Source organism: Mycolicibacterium cosmeticum, from assembly GCF_000613185.1.
GTDB classification, from domain to species: domain Bacteria; phylum Actinomycetota; class Actinomycetes; order Mycobacteriales; family Mycobacteriaceae; genus Mycobacterium; species Mycobacterium cosmeticum.
The window spans coordinates 1,350,980-1,371,542 of the sequence record NZ_CCBB010000001.1 but is presented as its reverse complement, the minus strand read 5'-3'; the positions used below and the strand labels follow the sequence as shown (position 1 = coordinate 1,371,542).

Annotated in this window: 22 protein-coding genes, 1 other RNA gene and 1 pseudogene; 13 read left to right on the top strand and 11 right to left on the bottom strand. The window is 70.2% G+C overall.

Annotated features, from left to right (window positions below):
- Positions 1-3: 3 nt before the first annotated feature.
- Positions 4-375 carry a DUF6319 family protein gene (locus BN977_RS06515; RefSeq protein ID WP_407661171.1) on the bottom strand — a complete coding sequence of 124 codons (372 nt, stop codon included), beginning with the start codon at positions 373-375 and terminating at the stop codon, positions 4-6.
- Positions 376-485: 110 nt separating this feature from the next.
- Between BN977_RS06515 and BN977_RS06510 the strand changes: the two genes are divergently transcribed.
- Complete coding sequence (locus tag BN977_RS06510; RefSeq protein WP_036396774.1) at positions 486-1,349, top strand: alpha/beta fold hydrolase; 864 nt, start codon at positions 486-488, stop codon at positions 1,347-1,349.
- Here BN977_RS06510 and BN977_RS06505 read toward each other — a convergent pair whose 3' ends face one another.
- Positions 1,350-1,745: a VOC family protein gene (locus tag BN977_RS06505; protein ID WP_024454240.1), complete on the bottom strand. Its 396-nt coding sequence runs from the start codon at positions 1,743-1,745 to the stop codon at positions 1,350-1,352.
- 12 nt (positions 1,746-1,757) lie between these two features.
- A complete protein-coding gene (locus BN977_RS06500; RefSeq protein WP_036396773.1) occupies positions 1,758-2,585 on the bottom strand; it encodes an oxygenase MpaB family protein in 828 nt (275 codons plus the stop codon).
- A 68-nt stretch (positions 2,586-2,653) separates the two neighbouring features.
- Between BN977_RS06500 and BN977_RS06495 the strand changes: the two genes are divergently transcribed.
- Positions 2,654-3,613: a cobalamin biosynthesis protein gene (locus tag BN977_RS06495; RefSeq protein ID WP_234709507.1), complete on the top strand. Its 960-nt coding sequence runs from the start codon at positions 2,654-2,656 to the stop codon at positions 3,611-3,613.
- Here the strand turns inward: BN977_RS06495 and BN977_RS06490 are convergent.
- From BN977_RS06490 to BN977_RS06480, 3 genes are read right to left on the bottom strand one after another with little or no spacing between them, the layout of a single operon-like run.
- Positions 3,558-4,382 carry an SURF1 family cytochrome oxidase biogenesis protein gene (locus BN977_RS06490; protein ID WP_036396770.1) on the bottom strand — a complete coding sequence of 275 codons (825 nt, stop codon included), beginning with the start codon at positions 4,380-4,382 and terminating at the stop codon, positions 3,558-3,560. The genes BN977_RS06495 and BN977_RS06490 overlap by 56 nt on opposite strands.
- The gene (locus BN977_RS06485) at positions 4,379-4,861 is read right to left on the bottom strand and encodes a low molecular weight protein-tyrosine-phosphatase (RefSeq protein WP_036396769.1); all 483 of its coding nucleotides are present in this window, start codon (positions 4,859-4,861) and stop codon (positions 4,379-4,381) included. Before BN977_RS06485 ends, BN977_RS06490 begins: the two co-directional genes overlap by 4 nt.
- Positions 4,854-5,513: an HAD-IA family hydrolase gene (locus BN977_RS06480; RefSeq protein WP_109790085.1), complete on the bottom strand. Its 660-nt coding sequence runs from the start codon at positions 5,511-5,513 to the stop codon at positions 4,854-4,856. Before BN977_RS06480 ends, BN977_RS06485 begins: the two co-directional genes overlap by 8 nt.
- Before the next feature lie 10 nt (positions 5,514-5,523).
- Between BN977_RS06480 and cobC the strand changes: the two genes are divergently transcribed.
- Genes cobC through BN977_RS06460 form a run of 4 tightly spaced genes read left to right on the top strand, consistent with a single transcriptional unit; the run spans position 5,524 to position 9,483 of the window.
- Positions 5,524-6,573 (top strand): Rv2231c family histidinol phosphate aminotransferase CobC, encoded by a 1,050-nt coding sequence (gene cobC, locus BN977_RS06475; protein WP_051561465.1) that lies wholly within the window; start codon positions 5,524-5,526, stop codon positions 6,571-6,573.
- Complete coding sequence (locus tag BN977_RS06470) at positions 6,570-7,697, top strand: Nif3-like dinuclear metal center hexameric protein (protein ID WP_036396767.1); 1,128 nt, start codon at positions 6,570-6,572, stop codon at positions 7,695-7,697. The genes cobC and BN977_RS06470 overlap by 4 nt, the downstream gene beginning before the upstream one ends.
- The gene (locus tag BN977_RS06465) at positions 7,697-8,425 is read left to right on the top strand and encodes a zinc ribbon domain-containing protein (RefSeq protein ID WP_036396766.1); all 729 of its coding nucleotides are present in this window, start codon (positions 7,697-7,699) and stop codon (positions 8,423-8,425) included. Before BN977_RS06470 ends, BN977_RS06465 begins: the two co-directional genes overlap by 1 nt.
- Positions 8,422-9,483, top strand: coding sequence for a bifunctional RNase H/acid phosphatase (locus BN977_RS06460; protein WP_036396764.1), 1,062 nt, complete (start codon positions 8,422-8,424; stop codon positions 9,481-9,483). Before BN977_RS06465 ends, BN977_RS06460 begins: the two co-directional genes overlap by 4 nt.
- Positions 9,484-9,491: 8 nt before the next feature.
- Here BN977_RS06460 and BN977_RS06455 read toward each other — a convergent pair whose 3' ends face one another.
- The gene (locus tag BN977_RS06455) at positions 9,492-10,061 is read right to left on the bottom strand and encodes a type II toxin-antitoxin system RelB family anti-toxin (protein WP_036396763.1); all 570 of its coding nucleotides are present in this window, start codon (positions 10,059-10,061) and stop codon (positions 9,492-9,494) included.
- A 48-nt stretch (positions 10,062-10,109) separates the two neighbouring features.
- On the opposite strand from BN977_RS06455, the pseudogene BN977_RS33730 reads away from it, so the two are divergent.
- The 6 genes and pseudogenes from BN977_RS33730 to rnpB all read left to right on the top strand — a co-directional run.
- Positions 10,110-10,964 (top strand): annotated as a pseudogene (locus BN977_RS33730) (NAD(P)/FAD-dependent oxidoreductase); the annotation flags it as partial.
- Between the two features lie 84 nt (positions 10,965-11,048).
- Entirely contained in the window at positions 11,049-11,660 is a 612-nt protein-coding gene (locus BN977_RS33725) for a class I SAM-dependent methyltransferase (protein ID WP_456093689.1), read from the top strand.
- A 12-nt stretch (positions 11,661-11,672) separates the two neighbouring features.
- Positions 11,673-12,362 carry a trimeric intracellular cation channel family protein gene (locus tag BN977_RS06445; RefSeq protein ID WP_234709506.1) on the top strand — a complete coding sequence of 230 codons (690 nt, stop codon included), beginning with the start codon at positions 11,673-11,675 and terminating at the stop codon, positions 12,360-12,362.
- Positions 12,363-12,386: 24 nt separating this feature from the next.
- The gene (locus BN977_RS06440) at positions 12,387-13,049 is read left to right on the top strand and encodes a nitroreductase (protein ID WP_036396760.1); all 663 of its coding nucleotides are present in this window, start codon (positions 12,387-12,389) and stop codon (positions 13,047-13,049) included.
- Positions 13,050-13,092: 43 nt separating this feature from the next.
- Positions 13,093-14,457, top strand: a complete 1,365-nt coding sequence (locus tag BN977_RS06435) for an HNH endonuclease signature motif containing protein (RefSeq protein ID WP_036396758.1) — start codon at positions 13,093-13,095, stop codon at positions 14,455-14,457.
- Positions 14,458-14,488: 31 nt separating this feature from the next.
- Positions 14,489-14,886, top strand: an RNA gene (gene rnpB, locus BN977_RS31485) — RNase P RNA component class A.
- A gap of 4 nt (positions 14,887-14,890) precedes the next feature.
- Here the strand turns inward: rnpB and BN977_RS06430 are convergent.
- From BN977_RS06430 to BN977_RS06415, 4 genes are all read right to left on the bottom strand, one after another.
- On the bottom strand, positions 14,891-16,336 hold the full coding sequence (locus BN977_RS06430) for a CYTH and CHAD domain-containing protein (protein WP_036396757.1): 1,446 nt from the start codon (positions 16,334-16,336) through the stop codon (positions 14,891-14,893).
- A 72-nt stretch (positions 16,337-16,408) separates the two neighbouring features.
- The gene (locus tag BN977_RS06425; RefSeq protein ID WP_036398544.1) at positions 16,409-18,382 is read right to left on the bottom strand and encodes a 5-oxoprolinase/urea amidolyase family protein; all 1,974 of its coding nucleotides are present in this window, start codon (positions 18,380-18,382) and stop codon (positions 16,409-16,411) included.
- Between the two features lie 32 nt (positions 18,383-18,414).
- On the bottom strand, positions 18,415-19,017 hold the full coding sequence (locus tag BN977_RS06420; protein WP_036396756.1) for an urea amidolyase associated protein UAAP2: 603 nt from the start codon (positions 19,015-19,017) through the stop codon (positions 18,415-18,417).
- Positions 19,017-19,760, bottom strand: a complete 744-nt coding sequence (locus BN977_RS06415; protein ID WP_036396755.1) for a DUF1989 domain-containing protein — start codon at positions 19,758-19,760, stop codon at positions 19,017-19,019. Before BN977_RS06415 ends, BN977_RS06420 begins: the two co-directional genes overlap by 1 nt.
- Positions 19,761-19,889: 129 nt before the next feature.
- On the opposite strand from BN977_RS06415, the gene BN977_RS06410 reads away from it, so the two are divergent.
- Entirely contained in the window at positions 19,890-20,558 is a 669-nt protein-coding gene (locus BN977_RS06410) for a helix-turn-helix domain-containing protein (protein ID WP_024454262.1), read from the top strand.
- Positions 20,559-20,563 lie beyond the last annotated feature (5 nt).

Below are 20,563 nucleotides of genomic sequence, written 5' to 3'. Positions count from 1 at the left end.
CACTCAGTCCAGCTCGGCCAACGCTCGCCGGGCAGCCTCCAACTCGGCTTCCAGTGCCGCCACCTTGGCGGCCTGCTGGACGCGCGCCTCTTCGATGACCTCGTCGATCGGGGTGGCGAGGTCCTCATGCAGTTCCTTGGCGGCCCGGGACACCGCGGCTGCCGCCACGGCGAGGTCGCGGGCCAGATAGGTGCCGCCCTGCTTGAGTTCGGCGCGCCATTCACCGTCCGCGGTACCCGTGACGGTGAGGGTCAGTTCCAGCGTCTTGGCCTTCCGCTTGGCCGGCGCCTTCTTGGGTGCCGGCGCCGCGACGGGCTCGGCGACCGCCTCGGGCAGCGGCGCTTCCGGTGCAAGGGTGTCTGCGGTCATCGTCATGACGCCCATTAGAACACACGTTCGACGGGCCCCGTCGCAGGCACTCACTCGTGTTGCCCCCGCAACTTACCGGTCAGTAGGGTTGGGGGTGGAGCGAACAGGAGCTGCCTATGGCTGAGACCAAGTTCATCGACATCCATGGTGCACGTCAGGCCGTCGTGGACGAGGGCGAGGGCGACGAAGTCCTTTTGCTGATCCACGGGATGGCCGGCAGTGCGCACACCTGGCGGGACGTCCTGCCGCAACTTGCCAAGAAGTACCGCGTGATCGCGCCGGACCTGCTGGGGCACGGGCAGTCGTCCAAACCCCGCACCGACTACTCGCTCGGTGCGTTCGCCGTCGGCCTGCGGGATTTGCTCGACGAACTGGGCGTGTCATCGGCCACGGTGGTCGGGCATTCGCTGGGCGGCGGGGTGGCCATGCAGTTCCTCTATCAGCATCCGGACTACTGCCGCCGCCTCGCGCTCATCAGCAGCGGCGGGCTCGGTCCCGATGTCGGCTGGATCCTGCGGCTGCTGGCCGCCCCCGGCGCCGAGCTCGTCATGCCGGTGATCGCGCCAAGCCCGGTGCTGCGCGCCGGAAACGCGGTGCGCTCATGGTTGAGTTCGGCCGGTCTGCGATCGCCGCGCGGCGCGGAGATCTGGAACGCGTACTCCTCCTTCAGCGACCGCGAGACCCGTGAGGCGTTCCTGCGCACCCTGCGGTCGGTGGTCGACTACCGCGGTCAGTCCGTCAGCGCGCTCAACCGGCTGAACCTGCGCGAAGGACTGCCCGTGCTGGCCATCTGGGGCGACGAAGACAGCATTATCCCGGTCGAGCACGCCTACTCCGCGTTGAACGCCCGGCCGGACTGCCGGCTCGAAGTCCTGCCCGGCGTAGGCCATTTCGCCCAGGTCGAGCAGCCGGCCAGGGTGATCGAGCTGATCGACGAGTTCATCGCCACGACTCAGCCGGCCGACCAGACCCGCGGCTGATCACTCCGGCGCCGCGAAGAACTCCAAGGCGATACCGTCCGGGTCCCGGAAACTCAGGCCCGAGCCGTAGTGCGCGTCGACGACGCCACCATGGGCGATACCGAGCTCGTCGAGCTTGGTGGCCCATGTCTGCAACTCCGCCCGCGACGCGCAGCCGAACCCCACATGGTCCAACCCGGCCCGGAATTCGGTGAACTCGCCCGGCTCGATGCCGCGCTCGTGCTGGTGGATGCCGAACAGCGTGCCGCCGTCCAACGCCCACACCAGATGCCGGAAGCCGGCATCGGTCTGCTCATCGAGAACCGGGTCGAACCCGATCAGCGCGCGGTACCACGGCCCGCTGACGCCGATATCGCTCACCGTGACCGCCACATGATTCAGTGCCCCAAAAGACATGACTTTCCCCTTTCACACCACCGGTTTTCCCAATCGAGCCCGCACCCGCATATCCCACAGATACAGCCGATAGCCGAACGTCCAAACCTCCCGCGGCACGATCCGGTCGGCGGCACGCAGTCCGGCCAGCAACAGCGCGAACCGGCGCTGGTCGTCCGGGGTCCAGTCCAGCTTCATCAGCGTGCGGAACGGGCTGGACAGAAAACCCTTGGTGGCGAACAGCATCGGCGGTCCGGCCAATTGCCGCAGCGGCGACGGCAAGAACGCCACCGACGCCACCCCGTACAGGTGCGCACGCACCGGCTCGTCCACCCGCAGATCGTCGAGGGTCCGCTTCCAGTACTCGTCGAAAGCCGCCCGGTCCGGCGGCCACATCTCGGCGTGCACCTGCAAGGTGGTCCCCAGGGTTCGGGCGTCGGCGTACACCGCATCAGCGGATTCGTCGTCGAGCGGTCCGTACAGGTACTCGTGCTGGTCGACGAAATACCGGTACAGGCACGCCGCCACCCACAACTGCAGCTTCGGGTCGAAAGCGTTGTAGCGCACGGGGCTCGACCGGGTGGACCGGACCCGGGCGTGCACCCGGTCCACCTCGGAGCGGATCAGCGCGCGATCGGCATCGGTGCCGCAGGTGGCCGCCGCCAGGTAGGTGCCCGTGGTGCGGGCCCTCTTGAACGGGTGCAGGTAGACGTTGCCGCTGTCGACCGGGCTCTCCAGCACGCCGTAACCCACGCCCGGCAGCGACAGCTGCATGATGACGTTGGCGGCCGGGGCCAGCGCGGCGACCGGGTTGAGCAGGTCGATGACGCGGCGCGGACGGCGTGGTGGTCCCAGCCTCATGTCAGTGAGTACAGCACCTTGTGAGACGTTCAGGTGAGGGAACCGACGGGGGAATTATGCTGCCCGTCGTGTTTGGACACACTGCTCGCGCGGCCGGGCTGGCCGCCGGCTACCTCGCCGACCTGTGGTGGGCCGATCCGCAGCGGGCCCATCCGGTGGCCGCATTCGGGACGGCCGCCGCCGCGCTGGAGAAACGCACCTACGCCGACAGCAGGGCAGCCGGCGTCGCGCACACGGCCGCCCTGCTGGGCGGGCTCGCCGCGCTCGGCGCCGCCGCCGAGAAAGCCGCGGCGCGGCGCGGACCGGTGTGGACCTTCGCCGTCACCGCGGTCAGCACCTGGGTCGTGCTGGGCGGCACCTCACTGGCCCGCACCGGCGCGCAGATGGCGGACCGGCTCGGCAGCGCGGACGTCGACGGAGCCAGGACCCTGTTGCCGTCGCTGTGTGGCCGGGATCCCGCGGCGCTGGACGCCGACGGTCTTGCCCGCGCCGCGCTGGAATCGGTCGCCGAGAACACCTCCGATGCACAGGTCGCCCCGATCCTCTGGGGTGCGGTGGCCGGGGTGCCCGGACTGCTGGTGTACCGCGGTGCCAACACCCTCGACGCGATGATCGGGCACCATTCGCCGCGGTACGAGCGATTCGGTTGGGCCGCTGCGCGTTTCGACGACGCGGTCAATTACGTCGGGGCCCGGGCGACCGGGCTGTGCGCCGTCGCGGTCTCGGGTGCGCCGGGCGCGACCTGGCGGGCCTGGCGGCGCGACGCCAAGAAACACCCCAGCCCGAATGCCGGGGTCGCGGAAGCGTCGTTCGCCGGGGCGCTGGGTGTGCAGCTGGGCGGACCGACTCAGTACGCGCACCGGCTGGAGATGCGTCCCCCCCTGGGTGACGGTCCGCCGCCGCGGGTGGACGATCTGCGCCGGGCGGTCCGGTTGTCCCGCGGGGTGCAGGCGCTGGCCACCGTCGCGGCGGTCAGCGTCGCCGCCCGTACCGGTCGGCGAGCTTCTCTTCGGCGGTCTGCGGCGTAGCGGCCGGCGTTTCGGGCGCATTTGCCGCCTTCTCCCGCCGGCGCGCCTTCACCTCGGCGACGATGAAATACCCCAGCCCGATCGGCGCGATGATGCCGAACGCGATCCACTGGATGCCGTAGGACAAGAACGGCCCGGCATCCAGATGCGGCAGCGGGATCACGCCGAGGCCGCCGGGCTGATTGTCCACCAATTGCAGGTAGGACCCGGCCAGCGGGACACCCGTCACCTGCGACACCTGCCCCGGGTTGATCGAATACACCTGCTGGGCACCGTCGGCCCGGAACGGCTCCTTGCCCAGCGCGACGGGCTCGGCATCGCGCAGCCGCGCCTCGATGGTCACCGTTCCGCCCGGCGGTGCGGCGAACGCCGGCAGCGCCGTGCCTTGTTCGGGTTTGACGTATCCCCGGTCCACCAGCACCGTCGGCCCATGGTCGACCGCGAACGGGGTCAGCACCTCATACGCCGGGTCGCCGTCGACCGACCGCAGCCGGGCCACCACCTGCGCTTCGGGCAGATACCGTCCGGTGGCCGTCACCCGGTGCCACTGCTGATCGGGTGCCGACGAATCCTGGTGGGGCAGAACGCTGGTCAGCGGCACCGGGTCGGCGGACAGCGACGCGGCGATCTGTGAGTTCTCCCGGGAGGTCTTGGTGTTCTTGCCCAGCTGCCACGGTGCCAGCACGGTGAAACACAACCAGGCGAACGCCAGCACCACGACGAACAGCGCCAGCCACTGCGGCCGGAACAGGAACGCCCAGCGCTTCATTGCTCGGCCAGCCTCTTGTCCACCCATTCGTGCAGCCCGACCAGCGACGCGTCGATGACGTCGAACACGTCCTGGAAGTCGTGCAGCGATCCGTAGTACGGGTCTTCGACGTCCAGGGCGTAGGCCGCCGAACGCGGATCGAAGGATCGCATCATCCGCAGCCGCTCGGCGGGCACCCCCATGTCCTTGAGCATCCGGGCGTGGTTGCGGCCCATCGCGATCACCATGTCGGCGGCCAGGTGCTGCTCGTCGATCTGGGTGGCGCGATGTGAGGTCGGGTAACCATGCTGGCGCAGCACCTGATTGGTGCGGTGGTCGGCCGGCTCGCCGGCATGCCAGCCGCCGGTGCCCGCGCTGGTCACCCGGACCACGTCGGCCAGGCCGCGTTCGCCGATCTGGTGGGCGAACATCTTCTCGGCCATCGGGGACCGGCAGATGTTGCCCGAGCAGATGAACGTGACGTGCAGGCGGCTAGACACCCAGCACCTCCCGCAGATCCGCGATGGTGTCGACCCGGTGCAGCGGGGCGGGGGCATCGGGACCGTCGAAATCGGCGCTGCCATAACCCCAGCCGACGACGACGGTGTTGATGCCGTGCTGTCCGGCGCCTTCCACATCGTGGGAACGGTCGCCGATCATCAGCACCCGCTCGGGCAGCGGGCTCAACTGCGCCAGCGCGTGGGCGACCACGTCGGCCTTGGCGGCCCGGGTGCCGTCGGAACTCGCGCCGGCGATCACCTCGAAATAGCCGTCCAGGCCGAAGTGCGCCAGGATGCGCTTGGCGGTGGTCTCCGCCTTCGACGTGGCGACGGCCAGCCGCACCCCGGCGGCGCGCAGATCGGCCAGTAGCGCCGGGATGCCGTCGAACAGGCTGTTCATCGCCCAGCCGCGGGTGGTGTAGTCGGCGCGGTAGGCGGTGATGGCGTCGTCGACGCGGTCGCCGAGGCCCATCGCGGCCAGCGTGTGATGCATCGGCGGCCCGACGATCCGGCCGGCCAGGTCCCCGTCCGGCACCGGAGCGCCGACGGTGTCCAGCGCGTACCGGAAGCTGGCGACGATCCCGTCGGCAGAGTCGGTGAGGGTTCCGTCGAGGTCGAAGAGCACCAGCTGGGGGAGACGTGTCACCGTCATATTGTCGCCGATGTACCTGTGCCCCCGGGCAGCGCACTACTGTCGTGCTGTGGTTCACGGGGTTCGGCAGGCGGCGCGCTATCACGGCGATCAGGCCGTCGAGCCCGGGATGCTGGACTTCGCCGTCAATGTCCGCGCGTCGGGCCCGCCGTCGTGGCTGGTCGACCGGCTGAGCGCGCGCCTGGGTGAGCTGGGCCACTACCCGTCCGCGGCCGACACCGACCGCGCCGTGCGGGCGGTGGCCGACCGGCACCGGCGCGGCGTGGACGAGGTCGCCCTGCTGGCCGGCGGTGCCGAGGGGTTCGCGCTGCTGCCCAACCTGGCGCCGACGCTGGCCGCGCTCATCGCGCCGTCGTTCACCGAACCCGAGGCCGTGCTGAGCGCCGCGGGCATCCCCGTCGAGCACGTCGTACTGGCGCCGCCGTTCGCGTTGTCCAGCGCCCAGGTGCCCGAGGCCGCCGACCTGGTGGTCGTCGGCAACCCGACCAACCCCACCTCGGTGCTGCACCCGGTAGACCAGATCCTCTCGCTGCGCCGCCCGGGCCGCATCGTGGTGGTGGACGAGGCGTTCGCCGACGGGGTCCCGGGTGAGCCGGAGTCGGTGGCCGCGCTGTCGCTGCCCGATGTGCTGGTGTTGCGCAGTCTGACCAAGACGTGGTCGCTGGCGGGCCTGCGGGTCGGTTACGCGCTGGGGGCGCCGGAGGTGCTGGAGCGGCTGACCGCCCGGCGCGCGCACTGGCCGCTGGGCACGCTGCAGCTGGAGGCGGTCACGGCGTGCTGCGCGCCCGAGGCGGTGGCCGAGGCGCAGGCCGGTGCGCAGCGGCTGGCGGCGCTGCGCGCCGAGATGGTGGCCGGGCTGCGTGCGGCCGGTGTCGACGTGGTCGACGGTCGCGCCCCGTTTGTGCTGCTGCGCGTCGCCGATGCCGAGTTGGCCCGGAAGAAGCTGGACGCCAAGGGAATCGCGGTGCGTCGCTGCGATACCTTCGTGGGACTGGACGGCGAGTATCTGCGGGCCGCGGTGCGTCTCGAGTGGCCGCTATTGGTGGAGGGCCTGCGTTGACCGTGCGACTGTCCGATGTGATCGAGGTGCTCGACACCGCGTATCCGCCTGCCCTGGCCCATGATTGGGACTCGGTGGGCTTGGTGTGCGGGGATCCGTCCGAGCCGGTTACCTCGGTGACCGTGGCAGTCGACGCCACCGCCGAGGTGGTCGACGAGGTGCCCGACGGCGGCTTGCTGCTGGCACACCACCCGCTGCTGCTGCGCGGTGTCGACACCGTGGCGGCCAGCACCGCCAAGGGGTCGTTGATCCACCGGCTGATCCGTTCGGGCCGGTCGCTGTTCACCGCGCACACCAATGCCGACGCGGCGTCACCCGGCGTCTCCGATGCCCTGGCCGACGCCCTGGGGTTGGAGGTGCGCGACGTGCTGGCACCGGCCGAGTCCCGCGCCGGCCTGGACAAATGGGTGGTCTTCGTCCCGGCCGGTGACGCTGAGAGCCTGCGGGTTGCACTGTTCGCGGCGGGTGCCGGGCAGATCGGTGACTACTCCTGCTGCAGTTGGAGTGTCGGCGGCACCGGGCAGTTCCTGCCGCTCGACGGCGCCGACCCGGCTATCGGCACGGTGGGCACCGTCGAGCACGTGGCCGAGGACCGGGTCGAGGTCATCGCGCCGTCCGCGCGCCGCGCGGCGGTCCTGGCGGCGCTGCGTGCGGCACATCCGTACGAGGAGCCGGCCTTCGACGTGTTCGCCCTGGCGCCGCTGCCCTCCGGCGTCGGGATCGGCCGGATCTGCGCCCTGCCCGAACCGGAATCGTTGGCCGCCTTCGTCTCCCGCGTGCGCGACAGGTTGCCCGCGACCTCGTGGGGGGTGCGGGCGGCCGGCGATCCGGAACAGTTGGTGTCCCGGGTGGCCCTCTGCGGCGGAGCGGGCGATTCGCTGCTGGACGTGGTGGCCCGCACCGGCGCGCAGGTCTACCTGACCGCGGACCTGCGCCACCATCCCGCCGACGAGCATCGCCGCAAGCACGACACTGCCTTGGTGGACGTGGCGCACTGGGCCAGTGAATACCCCTGGTGCAGTCAGGCCGCCACGCTGCTGGCCAATCGTTTCGGCCCGGAACTTCCGGTGCGCGTGAGCACGGTGCGCACCGATCCCTGGAATATCGATGAAGGACATCTGTGATGAAAGCTGCACTTACCCAACAGCGTTCGCTGCTGGCCCTGGCCGAGCTCGACGCCGAGCTGGGCCGGGTCGAGCACCGGGCCCGTAATCTCGCCGAACAGCAGGAACTGGACAAGGCGCAGGCCGAGCACCGCGCCGCCAACGATCAGCTCGCCGTGCTGGGCATCGCCCTGGAGGACCTGGATGGTCAGGTTGCCAAGTTGGAGAGCGAGATCGACGGCGTCCGGCAGCGCGAGGACCGGGACCGGGCGCTGCTGGACGGCGGGTCGGTGAACCCCAAGCAGCTCTCGGAGCTGCAGCACGAACTGGAGACGCTGCAACGCCGCCAGTCCGCGCTGGAGGATTCGATGCTGGAGATCATGGAGCGCCGGGAAGCGTTGCAGGCCCAGCAGTCCGAGCAGCTCACCCGCATCGATGCGCTGCAGAACGAACTGTCGGCGGCCCAGCGGGCTCGCGACGAGGCGCTGGTCGCCATCGACCAGGCCCGCCAGGTCGGCGCCCTGCGCCGCACCGAGCTGACGTCCGCCTTGGAGCCCGACCTGGTGGCGATGTACGAGAAGCAGCGCGCCAAGGGCGGTCCGGGCGCCGGGCTGTTGCAGGGCAAGCGCTGCGGTGCCTGCCGCATCGAGATCGACCGCGGTGAGATGGCCCGCATCTCCGCCGCCGACGACGACGAGGTACTGCGCTGCCCGGAGTGCGGGGCCATCCTGTTGCGGATCAGGCCGTGAAGGTTGTCGTCGAAGCCGACGGCGGCTCCCGCGGCAATCCGGGGCCGGCCGGCTACGGCGCGGTCGTGTTCAGCGCCGACCGGTCGACGATGCTGGCCGAACGCAAGCAGTCCATTGGGCTGGCGACCAACAACGTCGCTGAATACCGCGGCCTGATCGCCGGGCTGGAGGCGGCCGCCGAGGTCGGTGCCACCGAGGTGGCGGTGTTCATGGATTCCAAACTGGTGGTCGAGCAGATGTCGGGCCGGTGGCGCGTCAAACACCCCGACCTGCTGGAGTTGCACCGCGAGGCCACCCAGGCGGCACGGCGCTTCGCCTCGGTGAGCTACGAATGGATTCCCCGGGAACGCAATTCGCACGCCGACCGGCTGGCCAATGAGGCGATGGACGCGGCCCTGGACCCGCCGGCCGAGAAGCCGGCGGCGCCCGGCTGGACCGGTGCCCGCGGCGAGCCCACCCGGTTGTTGTTGTTGCGGCACGGCCAGACCGAGCTGTCGGTGCATCGCCGCTACTCGGGCCGCGGCAACCCGCCGCTGACCGAACTCGGCCGCACCCAGGCCGACGCGGCGGCGCGCTACGTCGGCGAGCAGGGTGGTGTGGCAGCCGTCATCTCCTCACCGCTGCAACGTGCTTACGAGACCGCGGCCGCCGCCGCCAAGGTGCTGGGCCTGGACGTCAGCGTCGACGACGATCTCATCGAGACCGATTTCGGCGCCTGGGAGGGTCTGACGTTCGGGGAAGCGGCCCAACGGGATCCGGAGTTGCACGGACGCTGGCTGCGCGACACCAGCGTCACGCCGCCCGACGGCGAGAGTTTCGACGCCGTGGCGCGGCGGGTGCGCAGCGCCAAGGACCGGATCGTCGCCGAGCATGCCGGGTCGACGGTGCTGCTGGTGTCGCACGTCACGCCGATCAAGACACTGCTGCGACTTGCCTTGGACGGCAACGCCGGAATCCTCTACCGGTTGCATCTGGACCTGGCGTCGCTGAGCGTGGCCGAGTTCTACCCGGACGGACTGGCCTCGGTGCGACTGGTCAATCAGACCGCCTACCTGTAGGCCCGACGTCACGAGCTGTGCAGGTGCATCCGCTCGCCGTGGATGTCGAAGATCATGATCGCCTCGACCGGCCCGTCCACGGTGCCGAACCAGTGCGGTGTCCACGTCGAAAACTCCACGGCCTCACCGGGTTCGATGGTGAAATCACGCTCACCGAGGATCAGCCGCAGCCGCCCGGACAGCACGTACATCCAGTCCTGACCCTCGTGGACCGGTAACTCCGCCGGCGGCTTGTTGCGCCGCGCGCTGACCCGCACCTTGTAGGTGTGCCGGCCGCCGGTGGGCCCGTTCCGGGTCAACGGCCAGTACGTGACGCCGTGCCGGGTGTGCGAACTGCCCCGCACACGCGGGTCCTCGGACCCCGGTTCGCGTAGCAGTTCGTCGGTGCTGACGGCCAGCGCCGCGGCCAGTCGGGGGAGGTGGTCCAGGGCCAGCCGCCGCTTGCCCGACTCCAACCGGCTCAGCGTCGACACGTCAATGCTGGCCCGGGCCGCGACATCCTGCAAGGTCAGGCCCTGCTGATTGCGCAGGTCGCGCAGTCGCTTTCGGACGGTCTCGTCCACCGAGTTTGCCTGCATGGCAAATCAGCTTGGCATCTGACGGCCATCCTCGGCAAGCTCGATGACATGGACATCACCTGGGATTGCATCATCGTCGGCGGCGGCGCGGCGGGTCTGAGTGCCGGCCTCGTACTGGGCCGGGCCCGCCGCCGCACCCTGGTCGTGGATCAGGGCGCACAGAGCAATCTGGCCGCGCACGGGATCGGCGGCCTGCTCGGCCATGACGGTCGTCCGCCCGCGGAGCTGTACGAGATGGGACGGGCCGAGCTGCGGGCTTATCCAAGCGTGGAGGTGCGGCCGGGCACGGTGGTCACCGCCGTGCGCGACGGTGCGGGGTTCGTGCTGACCCTGGCGGATGGTCGCCAGGAGCGGGCGCGGCGGGTGCTGCTGGCCGCCGGCATGCGCTACGAGATGCCGGAAGTTCCCGGAATGGCCGAGCTGTGGGGCCGGTCGGTGTTCCACTGCCCGTTCTGTCACGGCTGGGAGATGCGAGATCAGCCGCTGGCCGTGCTGGCGCAGGGGGAGCGGGCCGTGCACGTCGCCCTGCTGCTGAGAGGCTGGACCGACGACGTCATCGTGCTGTCGAACGGCCCGGCCGGGCTGGGTGCCGAGGAACTCGACCTGCTGGCCGGCGCCGGCATCAAGGTCGACGAGCGCCAGGTCGCCGAATTACGCTCGGAAGCAGGAGAATTGACCGCAGTGGTGTTCGCCGACGGTGGACACCTGCCGCGCCGGGGACTGTTGGCCGCCGTCGGATTGCGGCAGCGCAGTGATCTGGTGGCGCAGCTGGGGCTGGCACTGGCGCCACCCTCACCGGTCGCCGTCGATGCCGTCGCCGTCGACCCCATGCAACGCACCTCGGTGCCCGGCGTGTTCGCCGCCGGTGACGTCTGTGTGGGTATGCCGCAGGTGTCGGCGGCCGTCGCGTCGGGCTCGATGGCCGGCGCTGCGGTGATGCAGAGCCTGCTGGGCGAGGACGTCGGGCTGCCGGGGCTCCCGTGGCCGGTGTTCGATTCGACCGCCGAACAACACTGGGACCGGCATTACGGTGAGCGCGAACGGGTCTGGAGCGGTCGGGTGAACGTGCGGCTGGCCGAGGTTGCCGAGTCGCTGCCGCCCGGTCGTGCCCTGGATCTCGGGTGTGGTGAAGGTGCCGACGCGATCTGGCTGGCCAGCAAGGGCTGGCAGGTGGTTGCCACCGACATCTCGGGCGTCGCGTTGGCGCGGGCCGCCGAGGATGCCGGAGAACTGTTGGAGCGTATCGACTTTCAGCAACACGACCTCGACAAGAGCTTCCCGTCCGGTGAATTCGATCTGGTGTCTGCCCAGTTCCTGCATTCCATGGTCCCATTGGATCGGACCGCCGTGCTGCGCAAGGCGGCGGCCTCGGTCGCCCCGGGCGGGCGGCTGGTGATCGTCGATCACGGTGCCGCACCGCCGTGGTCGAAGCACAAGGACTACCCGTTCCCGAGCGTCGACGAGGTGCTGGCCGGGTTGGACCTGGGCCCCGAGTGGGAGCGGCTGCGCGCCGAACCGGTCGGGCGTGAGGCGGCCGGCCCGGACGGCCAGGCCGGGCACCTGATCGACAATGTGATGGTGTTGCGGCGCCGATCGTAGATACCCTCAGGCGTGTTCGGCGAACTGTTTCGCGTCCTCGACCTGGCCGGTGTCTTCACCAACGCGATCCTCGGCGGCATGGTCGCCCGCGACAAGCGTTTGGACCCCGTCGGTTTCGCGGCGCTGGCGCTGCTGTCCGGGTTGGGCGGCGGCATCATCCGGGACACCCTGTTGCAGCACGGCCCGCCGGTGGCGCTCACGGATTCGTTGTACGCGTTGACCGCCATCGGGGGAGCCGTGGTCGCCTTCGTCCTGCCGGTGCGCGGCCGGGCCTGGAACGTCTCGTTCCTGGTGATCGACGCGTTGGCGCTGGGCTGCTGGGCGACGGTCGGCACGCAGAAGACCCTGTCGCTGGGGCTGGGGTGGCTGCCGGCACTGCTGCTGGGCACCATCACCGCCGTCGGCGGCGGCGCCCTGCGCGACCTGTTCGTGCTTCGGATCCCGCAGATCTTCGGCGGCAACACCTTGTACGCGAGCTGCGCGGTCGTGGCCAGCGCGGTGGTGATCGCGTTCTGGTATGCCGGGCAGCCGACCGTCGGCGCGCTCACTGGCACCGCGGTGGGTGCGGCGATGTGCGTATTGGCCCGCTGGCGGCGCTGGCAACTCGGTGAGGGGCTGGCGTGGGACTACGCGGTGGCGCGGCTGCCCGGACAGCGGCTGCCGCGGGTGACGGTCCGGATCGCGCGCCGGCGCGGAGAGTGAGTTGCCCGCCATACGATCGGTCGGATGGACGTATACGAGGCGGTGACCACCCGGCGGTCGGTCCGCGATTTCCTGGCCCGCCCGGTGAGCCGGGAGCTCATGGCGCGCGTGCTGACGGCGGCGGCGCAGAGCCCGTCGGGTGGCAATCTGCAGCCCTGGCACATCTACGTGCTGTCCGGTGATCGGTTGGCCGAGCTGAAGTCCCGGATCGCCGAGCGGGTGGCCGCCGGTGACACCGGGGATGCGCTGGCCGTGCCGATCTATCCGGAGCCGATGCTCAGCCCGTACCGAGAACGCTTGCAGGAGTTCGGCAGGCGCCGCTACGGGGCGTTGGGTATCGGCCGCGACGATCACGCGGCGCGAGCGCGGGTGCGGGCCCGCAACTGGGACTGCTTCGGCGCGACGACGGCGCTGTTCTGCTACCTGGACCGGGACATGCCCGCCGCACAGTGGGGTGATGCCGGCATGTATTTGCAAACCGTCATGCTGCTGCTGCAGTCAGAAGGCGTCGGCAGTTGCCCCCAGATCGCGTGGGCCGAGTACCACCGGACCGTCGCTGAGGTGATCGATCCGCCAGCGCAGCGCGTGCTGTACTGCGGCATGTCGATCGGCTACCCGGATCCCGGGGTCACCGCGCCGCCCATGCCGCGGGCGCAGCTGTCCGAAACGGTGACGTTTCTCGGCTGAATTTGCGCACGGCGTGTCACGCGGCACGAGTAGAATCGCACACATGTTCGAATCGATCCGGCATCTCGACTCCGCCCGCGCGGCGTTGCGGGCCGAGCGTGCCGCGACCGCGCGGCGGTTGATCGATCTGGGACATTACGCGCGGGAGCGGATGGTCGAGCTGGGCAACACCCACGAGGACTGGGTGGTCGACGACTGGGAGATGGTCGCCGTCGAGGTGGCCGCCGAGCTGGGCATCGGGCGCAAACGTGCTTCCACCGAGATGGCGCACGGGCAGACGTTGATCGAGCGGTTGCCGCGGCTGGCCGAGGTGTTTCTGGCCGGGGACATGGAGTACGGGCATTTCACCGCGGTCGTCGCGCGCACGGCGTTGATCACCGACCCCGACGTGCTGACCGTCCTCGACGATCAGCTGGCCGCCGCGGCACCCGGCTGGTGCGCCCATTCCCGGGATTGGGTCGCCGAGCAGGTCGACTGGATGGTGCACGATGTCGATCCCGAGGCGGTCCGGGTGGCCAAACAGCGCCGCCTCGACCGCCATATCGAGATTCAGCCCGGGGACAACGGGCTGTCCGACGTCTACGGATCGATCGATGCTGCCGATGCCGCGGTGGTGGACAAGCGCCTCAGCCAGATCGCCGGCACCGTCTGCAGTGCGGACCCGCGGACGTTCGCCCAGCGCCGGGCCGATGCCTTGCGGGTGTTGAGCGAGGGCGGCACGCGGTTGCCCTGTCTGTGTGGATCACCGGAGTGCCCCGCCAAGGACGCCGACGCCCCGGCCGCCGGCGTCGTCATCCACGTGGTGGCCGAACAGTCGACGCTCGACGGCACCGGCGACACCCCGGGTTTGGTGCCCGGGTACGGGACGGTTCCCGCCGAGCAGGTGCGGGCCATGGCGTCGCAGGCGCGGTGCCGGCCGGTCGCCGACGCGGCGAGTCTGACCGCCGAGCCGGGCTATCGGCCGTCGGCCAAGCTGGCCGACTTCGTGCGCTGCCGCGACCTGACCTGCCGGTGGCCCGGCTGCGATGTGCCGGCCGAACGGGCCGATATCGACCACACCACCCCGTGGCCGTACGGGCCCACCCACCCGTCCAACACCAAGCTCTATTGCCGGGTCCACCACCTCGTGAAGACCTTCTGCCCGGGCTGGACCGACACTCAGGGCCCCGACGGCAGCGTCACGGTGATCTCCCCCGCCGGGCGCATCTACAAGACCAAACCCGATGGCGCGCTGTTCTTCCCGGCGATGGCCGCGCCCACCGCCGACCTCGCTCCCGCCACCGCGCCACCGCCGAAGGCGACCCGTGGGCTGGCGATGCCGACCCGGAGCCGCACCCGGGCGCAGGCGCGCGCGTATCGCATCGCGCACGAACGCGCCCTCAACCGCGGCGCAGAGTTACCGCCGTAAACGCAGAAAAGGGTACGGTGATCGGCGCGGACGAGTTGGCCGGGCGACCGCGGCGCTCAGGTGTGCCTGGGTGTCGAGGAAAGTCCGGACTTCACAGAGCAGGGTGATTGCTAACGGCAATCCGAGGTGACTCGCGGGAAAGTGCCACAGAAAACAGACCGCCACTTGTCCCATCGGGGCAGGGGGTAAGGGTGAAACGGTGCGGTAAGAGCGCACCAGCATCCCGGGTGACCGGGGTGGCTAGGCAAACCCCACCCGAAGCAAGGCCAAGAAGGCCGCAACCTGGTTGCGGCTGCGCAAGCGTTCGAGGGCTGCTCGCCCGAGCTTGCGGGTAGGCCGCTTGAGGCACCCGGCGACGGTGTGTCCAGATGGATGGTCGCCGCCTCACTTGGTGAGGGACAGAATCCGGCTTACAGGCCAGCTCGTCCGCCCCCTACTTGCCCACCGCCTTGCGCAGTGCCTTCAGCGCGGCGCCGACCTCGTCTTCGGCGTAGAGCGCAACCTCGGCCTCCATCTGGTACAGCAGGCCGTAGGTGAAGGTGTCCTCGCCCGCGGCGTGTGCGGCGTCGGCCTGCGCCAGCAGGTGGGTGCGGCTGACCACACTGTCCTGGTGATCGCCGAGCAACGTCTGGATGGTCTTGGCGCTGTCGGCCACCGCGGTGTCACCGTGTGCGGCGGCGGTGTAGCGAAGCTGCTTGGCGCGCTTGCGGATTCGGTGCAGTGCCTCGTCGGTGCCCTCGGCCTCGGCCGCCTTGGCCGCCTTCTTCACCTTGCGGTAGGCACTCTCCACGGTGACGGGCTGGGACTCCGCGCCGCCGGCGGCGGCGGGGGCGGCGGCGACCACGGCGTCCAGCGCGTCGAGCAGCCGGAAGTACCGCTCGGAGCGCATCGCCGCCACCGACCGGCGCCAGCCGGCCTTGTACTTCTGCTTGGCGCCCTCGACCAGCCGCTCGCGCACCGGACCGCGCACCAGATCGGCGGGCAGCGAATCCAGGGCGCGCTGGTACTTGTCCGCCAACACCTCGGCGTCGCGGGCCACCCCCAGCACCGCGGCCAGTTGCTTGAGCTCGTCCAGGATCCAGGTGTTCTCGGGGCCCGATTCCTCGGCCAGCAGGCTGCGGATCTTGCGGGTGGTGACCCGCATCTGGTGCACCGCGTCCCACGCGTCGGCGCGCACGGCACGGTCCCACACCAGCAGCGCGTCGACGTTCTCGGCGATGGCCCGATGCACCGGGTCCGCCGAGACCGGCGCCGGCTCGGGCACCGCGACGTCGAGCACCTTGGCCAGCTTCGATCCGTGCCCGGCCGGGACGGCGCCGGCGTCCAGCAGCCGGTTGGCCAACCGCTCCAGCACCTCCGGCGAACCGCCGCCGACCAGCTCCAGCTCCCACTCCCGCCACACCTGCGGTTCACTGTCCGGGCGCAGCGCCGAGGCCGTCACGTTGTCGTCGCAGAACTCCGCGAGCGGGGTGCCGTCGGCGCCGAACAACAGCGACACCGAGCGCTGCGTCGTGATCCTGGCCACCGCCTGCAGGGGCCGATCGCGCACGATCGCGGCCACCACGTCGCGAATCTCCTTGGGCACCGCGTCGGCCAGGGCGGCCCGCACCTCGGTGCGGGTGTCGGCACCGGTGGTGGGCAGTTTGATGTGCCAGCCCGCGTCACTGCCTCCGGTGCGACGGCGCAGCGTGATCTTGCGTGCGGCCAGGTCGTAGCCGGCGGTGTCGTAGTAGACCGCCTCCAGCGTCTGGGTCGGTGAATGCTGCACCCGTGTCACGACGGCCAGCCCCTCGAACGAAGGGGACACCGTGGTTTCCAGCAGGTCGAACTTGCGTTCCACCTCGGTATAGCGGGCGGTCTTGGGCTTGGCAGCAGGCATTTTCACCTTTGTCTGGACGAAGTCACTGTCGAAAGTCGTGAACAGGTTGCCACATCCAGGTGAACAAACGGCTCAGCCCGCTCGGCGGAACTCGCCGGCGCGGTCCCAGGCCTGTCGCTCGGCGCCGAACGCGGCGGCCTGCTGGGCGCGGAAGCTCGCGATCGAGTCCGCGTGTGCGGCCAGGAAGTCACGGTACCCACCGAGGTCGAACTGGCTGTCGGCGATCTGCACCTGTCCGCGCCCGGCCGCCATGTCCGCGCGCAGATCGAGTAGCTCGTCCGCGCTCACCGGGTAGAAGCTGATCCGGTCGAAGTAGCGCAGCAACCACGGCGTGCCCGGCTCGAAGGACTGCGAGTCGGCCGGATGCCGGTGATTCCACACCTGGGTGGTGCGTCCGACGAACTGGTAGCCGCCGGGACCCTCCATGCCGTAGACGCACATGTACGCCCCGCCGATCCCCACGGCGTTCTCCGGGGTCCAGGTGCGGGCCGGGTTGTACTTGGTGGTCACCAGGCGATGGCGCGGGTCCAGGGGAGTGGCCACCGGCGCGCCCAGGTACACGTCGCCCAGGCCCAGCACCAGATACTCGGCGTCGAACACGATGTCGTACACCTGTGCCACATCCGCCAGGCCGTTGACCCGGCGGATGAACTCGATATTCCACGGGCACCACGGCGCATCGGCCCGCACGCCGTGCATGTACCGCTGGATGGCCTCGCGGGTGGCCGGATCGTCCCACGACAGCGGCAGCCGTACGGTGCGGCTGGGTACCACCAATTCGGTTGAGGCAGGCAGGCTTTCGTCGGTACGGGCGATCAGGTCGACCACCTCGGCCATGGACAGCACGGCCGGGTCGAATTGCACCTGCAGTGAGCGCACACCCGGCGTCAGCTCGGTGACCCCGGTGACCTGCAGCGCCAGCAGGTGTTCGTAGAGCACGTGCACGCGCGCCCGCAGCACGAGGTCGAGCACCATCTGCCCGTATTCGACGAGGACACCGCCGTCGCCCGCCCGGCGCATCGTCACCTCGGTGCCGTCGGCGGCGCTGAACCGCCCCAACACACCGTCGTCGCCGTCGCCGCCGGTGGATTGCACCCATGGGAACGACGCCCGGCGATCCATGTCGATGCTGCGCAGCGAGGGCGCCCGGTCGGCGCGCACCGGGACGAATCGCACCGTGTCGCCGGGCGCGAGCTGGCCCAGCTTCCAGCGGTCGCCGCCGACGACGGTGACGGGGCAGACGAAGCCACCCAGGCTGGGGCCGTCGGGGCCGAGCAGAATCGGTGTGTCACCGGTGAAGTCGAGCGCACCCACGCAATAGGCGTTGTCGTGGATGTTGGACGGGTGCAGGCCGGCCTCACCGCCGTCGGTGCGGGCCCACTGCGGTTTGGGGCCCTCCAGTCGCACACCGGTGCGGTCGGAGTTGAAGTGCACCGTGTAGTCGGTGCCGATGATGGTGTCGATGTCGGCGCGGGTGAAGAACTCCGGCGCGCCGTGCGGCCCCTCGGTGACCGCGATCTCCCAGCGGTGCCCGATGCTGGGCTGTTCGTCGATGGCCGCCCTGGCGTCGCGGTCCGGCCGGTCCTGGTGCGGCCCGGGGTCGCGTCCGGCGTGTAGCTCGTCACCGGCACGCAACGCCCGACCATCGTGCCCACCGAACGATCCCAGGGTGAACGTCGCTGTGCTGTCCAGGTATTCGGGCTCCACCAACCCGCCGGCCACCAGCACGTAGCAGCGCATGCCGGGCCCGGACAGCGTTCCGACGTCGAGCACGCCACCGGCGGGCACGGTCACCGACTGCCACTGCGGCACCCGCACACCGTCCACCGTCACCGGCACCGGTGCGCCCGTCACACAGACCCGGCCGCCGTCGGGGAAACGCAGCGCGGGCCCGCTGCGGGTGCATTCCAGCCCGGCCAGGCCTTCGGCGTTGCCCAGCACCCGGTTCCCGATCCGGAACGACAGGTCGTCCATCGGTCCGGAGGGCGGGACGCCGATGTGCCAGAATCCGATCCGGCCGGGCCAGTCCTGCACCGTGGTGAGCATGCCGGGGCGCAGCACCTCGACGAGGTTGGTGCTCACGCGATCACCATCTGCACCGGTGTCGGATTGAAACCGTTGCACGGGTTGTTGATCTGCGGGCAGTTGGACACCAGCACCAGCGTGTCGATCTCGGCACGCAGGGTCAGCGACTTGCCCGGCGCCGACAGGCCGTCCACGATGCCCAGGGTGCCGTCGTCCTCCACCGGCACGTACATGAAGAAGTTGACGTTGGACACGATGTCGCGCTTGCCCATGCCCCACCGGGTGGCCTCGGCGAGGAAGTTCTCCGCGCACGCGTGCTGGTGCACGGTGTGGTGACCGTAGCGCAGCGTGTTGGACTCCTTGGAGCAGGCACCCGCGATGGTGTCGTGGTTGCCGACCTCGTCCGCCACGATGGTCATCAGGGCGGTGCCGTCCGAGGCGCGCAGCACCGAGCCGGTGGACAGGAAGATATTGCGTTGGGCGGCAACGGTTGTCTGCGCGTTGTAGCGCAATGCCGGATCGGGCCGGCCCTGCGTGACCCCGTAGAACAGGGTGTCCACGGCCTGGTTGCCGTGCAGGTCGACGATCTGCAGCGTGTGGCCCGCGGGCACGACGGCCGACCAGGGTGCGCGTGCGGGCACCTCGAACGTGGTCATCAGAAGTCTCCGTTTCGTGCTGCGGCCCAAGTACTTTCGGTGTTGAACAGGGCGCGCAGGTATTCGGGGGCGTCGTTGGCGGGGGTGTGCAATTCGTCGTCGGCGCGCCAGGCCAGCACGTCCAGATCGGTCACCTCGGGTTCGGGGTCGAGCGGGTGCGCGCTGTTGGACAACACGACCACCACCGGCAGATGCACCAGCAGGTCGACCGAACCTCCGGGTCCCGCGGTGCCGGTGAAGGCGATGCCGCCGTCGGCTTGCACGTGGGTGCCCTTGAAGAACGACACCGACGGCGCGACGTCGCGGATGTCCAGCCCGTGCTTGTGCACACCCAGCAGTAGCTGCGCCTGCCCGGCCGGCGTCGGTCCGCACAGCGTGTCGTGCCGGTGCGACGTGTCGGCGACGACGGTGGCCAGTACCCGGCCCTGATCGGACAGCAGGGGATGGCCGGTGCCGAGATACGCCTGCCAGGGCACCTTGACGGTATCGGCCACGTTGAGCCGCTCCCACGGGGCGTCGGCGCGGAACAGCAGCAGGTGGGCGCAGGCGCCGCCGGCGGGGTCGGCCAGCCGCAGCCGGGTTCCGCGGCCCAGCACCGCGGTGGCATAAGAGCCTGCCGGGACTACCTCGGCCCACCGCAGCTCCGTCACTCCGTTCGGGGTCTGGGGGACGCGCAGCGCCGCCGTGGCGGCCTGGGCGCGAGCGTGGGACCGCGCACCCTCGGTCGAACTGGTTTCTGCCATCTGCCGGCCTCCTTATCTGTCACTTGAAAGTTTTAGGGCTACGCATTCCGTGCTCGTGACGGCGTTGTTACGTCCGCATGACAATTTCTATCAAACGATAGAAATTAAGGCCAGTGCCACAATGGCCCGATGAGCACCGATGGCCGTGGACGTCCGAGGCTCGAGCAACCCCGCAGGCCGGGGCACACCCCGCGCGACGAGATCCTCGACGCCGCGGCGGAACTGTTCACCGAGCACGGATACGCCAACACCTCCACCCGGCGGATCGCCGACGCCGTCGGGATGCGGCAGGCCTCGCTCTATCACCACTTCGCCACCAAGGACGACATCCTGGACGCGCTGCTGGCGGGCACGGTGGAGGCGCCCCTGCGGCTGGCCGCCGAACTCGACGGCGAAGGTGGCCCCGCGGCGGGGCAGCTGTACACGTTGATCGTCGCGGACGTCACCCAGCTGTGCGGCAGCCGATGGAACCTGGGCGCGCTGTACCTGCTGCCCGAACTCCGGGTGGACCGGTTCGGGCAGTTCCGCCGCCGGCGCGCCGAACTGCGCGAGCGCTATCGCGTCCTGGCCGCGACGGTGATCGCCGAGTACGCGGGGCCCGCCGACGCCGACGATCTGCCGTTCCGGCTGGCCGAGTCGACCATCAACCGGCGGTCCGACGACGGGGCCTGCCCGCCCGACCAACCGTGGATCAGCGCCGACGGCGCGCTGCGCACGCTGGGGTACGACGGCGATTTCGCGGTGCTGCGGGCGGCCGCCGAAACCCGACTCGCATTACAGACCGCGGCGGCGACGTAATAGCG